This window comes from Azonexus sp. (genome assembly GCF_036170495.1).
GTDB lineage: Bacteria > Pseudomonadota > Gammaproteobacteria > Burkholderiales > Rhodocyclaceae > Azonexus.
In genome coordinates this window covers 1-3,120 of sequence record NZ_JAVHPH010000270.1, presented here as the reverse complement: position 1 = coordinate 3,120, position 3,120 = coordinate 1, and the positions used below count along the sequence as shown (strand labels likewise).

Annotated in this window: 3 protein-coding genes; 2 read left to right on the top strand and 1 reads right to left on the bottom strand. The window is 60.3% G+C overall.

The genetic code is table 11. The features are described from left to right. Positions 1-888 (top strand): LysR family transcriptional regulator (locus ADADOO_RS09845; RefSeq protein WP_511277134.1); only part of this gene is annotated, 888 nt, incomplete at its 5' end. 42 nt (positions 889-930) lie between these two features. On the opposite strand, the gene ADADOO_RS09840 is transcribed toward ADADOO_RS09845, so the two are convergent. Next, positions 931-2,565 (bottom strand): methyl-accepting chemotaxis protein, encoded by a 1,635-nt coding sequence (locus ADADOO_RS09840; protein ID WP_511277132.1) that lies wholly within the window; start codon positions 2,563-2,565, stop codon positions 931-933. A 187-nt stretch (positions 2,566-2,752) separates the two neighbouring features. Between ADADOO_RS09840 and ADADOO_RS09835 the strand changes: the two genes are divergently transcribed. Next, on the top strand, positions 2,753-3,120 hold a 368-nt coding region (locus tag ADADOO_RS09835; protein ID WP_511277130.1), incomplete at its 3' end, for a Clp protease N-terminal domain-containing protein.

Genomic DNA, 3,120 nt, shown 5'->3' with positions numbered 1-3,120 from the left:
AGTCTGACGGCCGCCGCCGATCGCCTGGGAACTTCGCCGACCTCGGTGGTGCGCAGCCTGTCGGGGCTGGAGCGGGCGCTCGGCGTTCGCCTGCTCAATCGCACGACGCGACGCATGGCCTTGACCGACGAGGGGCGGGAATATTTCGAGCGTTGCCGGCATCTGCTACAGGATATCGAGGAGGCCGAAGCGGCCCTGATCGCCCATCAGGTCAAGCCGGCCGGACGGCTGGTCATCACGGCGCCGGTGATGTTCGGGCGCCTCCACGTGGGTCCGGCCGTCACTGATTTTCTGGCCGCGTATCCCGAGGTGCGCATCGAGTTATTGCTGCTTGATCGCGTCGTCGATCTGATTCATGAAGGTATCGACCTCGCCGTGCGCATCGGTACGCTGCCTGAATCTTCGCTGGTCGCCGTGCCGCTCGGTACGACCGGCCGGATTGTCTGTGCCAGCCCGGAATACCTGGCCCGCTACGGTCAACCGGAAAATCCGGCCGAATTGCAAATGCACAAGGCGATTCGAATTACCGGATCAAGTCTTGAACCGGACTGGTCGTTTCAGGAAAACGGGCGCCCGCTACGGGTGACAATGCCGGAGGTTCTAAGCACGAATCACATCGATTTCGCCATCGACGCCTGCCTGAAGGGGCTTGGTTGCGGGCGATTTCTTGCCTACCAGGTACGCGAGCAACTGGCGGCCGGCAAGCTGGTCCGCTTGCTGAGTGCCTACGAGCTGCCACCCGTGCCGGTCAATTTCGCCTATCCCCACGCCCGTCTTTTATCGTCCCGGGTTCGTGCCTTCATTGACCGGGCCGCCCCGCAGCTCCGGGAAAAACTGATCGATGCCCGCGATGCGGGCGACAGCGCCGCGGCGCGCTGGCAGAAATAAAAACGGGGAGCCTTGGCTCCCCAGAAAGATATTTCCTTCTGATCAGGTCTTGAATTGCGCCACCATCTGCCGCAGCGAACTGGATAATGTCTGCATCTGGCGCGCCGCGTCGGCCGTGTGGCGAACGGCGACGGCGCTTTCCTCTGACATCTGGGCGATGATTTCGAGCTTTTGGGCGATCTCGTTGCTGGCCACGCTCTGTTCCGAAATTGAGTCGGAAATGCCGTTGACCACGACCGTCACGCGCAGCGCGCCGTCGCGGATGCGGTTGATCGAATCACCGGCCTGATTGGCCAGCTCAACGCCATTGCCGACCTGACGGACGCCATCCTGCATGCTGTTGACTGCGCTGCGCGTGCCGTTCTGGATCTTGGCGACCATCTCGCCGATTTCCTTGGTTGAGTTTCCGGTGCGCTCGGCCAGCTTGCGCACCTCGTCGGCGACGACGGCAAAGCCGCGCCCCTGTTCGCCGGCCCGGGCCGCCTCGATGGCCGCATTCAGCGCCAGCAGGTTGGTCTGGTCGGCGATTTCCTTGATGGTATTGACGATGGAGGTGATCTGGTCGGACTGGTGGCCGAGGTCTTCGATGATTTCCGACGAGGCCTGAACGGCTTCGGAAATCTTGCGCATTTCGCTGGCGGCGTTGTGGATGACGGCGGCGCCATCTTCGGAAATTTTGCCGGCCGTTTGCGAAATGCTATGCGCCTCGCTGGCGTTCTCCTTGACCTGATCGATGCTGACCGCCATTTCCTCAACCGAGGCGGCCATCGACGAGGCCGCGTCGCTTTGTTGGCTGGCTCGCTCGGCCACCTGTTCGGAGGCTGCCAGCAACTGGCCGGCGGCGGTGGCCACCTGCTCGGCGTTGGCGACGATGCTCGAGATCATGAAACGCAAGGTTTCCTGCATGGTGCGGATATTGGCGAGCAGGCTGTCCTGGTCGCCTGGCGGACAGTCGACGGGGGTCGCCAGGTCGCCCGCAGCGATGCGCTTGGTGATCGCCGAGGCGACCGCCGGATCGCCGCCCAGCGTCTTGATGATGTTGTTGGAAAGCAGCAGCAGCGAAATGGCGATAAAGCCGGCGATGCCCAGGCCCCAGAGCAGAAGCTTGATCGCATCGCTACGGAACTTGGCATCGATGTCATCGATGTAGATGCCCGAGCCGATCACCCAGCCCCAGGGCTCGAAACCCATGACAAAGGAAATTTTCGGTACGCCTTCCTCGGAACCCGGCTTCGGCCAGAGATAATCGACAAAGCCCGAGCCGTTGGCCTTCACTGTTTTGTTGAACTCCTGGAACAGGAACTTGCCGTTCTTGTCCTTGATCTGATCGAGCTTCTTGCCTTCCAGCTCCGGCTTGATCGGATGCATGACCATGGTGTCCTGCAGGTCGTTGATCCAGAAATATTCGACCTTGTCGTAGCGCAAGGTACGGACGGCTGCGGCGGCGAATTTCTTGGCGTCATCGGCGCTCATTTGCCCGTCGCGGGTCTGCTTCTCGTAAAAGGTCAGGATGCCGTGCGCCGACTCGACGAGATTGCGCACCTTGGCTTCGCGGTCTTCCAGCATCTGGCTCTTGCCGCTGACGAGCAGCGCCGAGAAGAGCACGGCGAGCGCAACAACGGTGATGGCGGTCATGGTCAGCAGCTTGCTGCGTAGAGTCATTCCGTGATTGGCCATTTTTTCCTCCCTGAATTCTGAAATGTCTAATATTTCAAATCTGGCATCACATAGGCTATCACTAATATTCTATGAAATGGAGATGATTGCTTGGCCAGAATGCGAATTTTGCATGGCCTGCAGGTTGAATTTTGCGGAAAAGTCCTCATCTCTTCTTCGTTAGAAAATCCGAACCCGGAGAACCTCCATGCGCCTCGACAAATTCACCACCAAGTTCCAGCAAGCCCTTTCCGATGCCCAGAGTCTGGCCATTGGTGGCGACCAGCAATTCATTGAACCGCAGCACCTGCTGCTCGCCCTGCTCAATCAGGATGACGGCGGCACGACCTCGCTGCTCGGGCGGGCCGGGGCCAATGTGGCGGGTTTGCGCCGGGATCTGGAACAGGCCTTGACCCGCCTGCCCAAGGTCGAAGGTCACGGTGGCGATGTCTCCATCGGCCGTGACCTGGGCAACCTGCTCAACCTGACCGACAAGGAAGCCCAGAAACGTGGCGACCAGTTCATTGCCAGCGAAATGTTTTTGCTCGCCGTCTGCGAAGACAAGAACGAAACCGG

Coding starts and splice junctions, on each gene's coding strand:
- ADADOO_RS09840 (WP_511277132.1), bottom strand. CDS start 2,565: ATGGCCAATCACGGAATGACTCTACGCAGCAAGCTGCTGACCATGACC.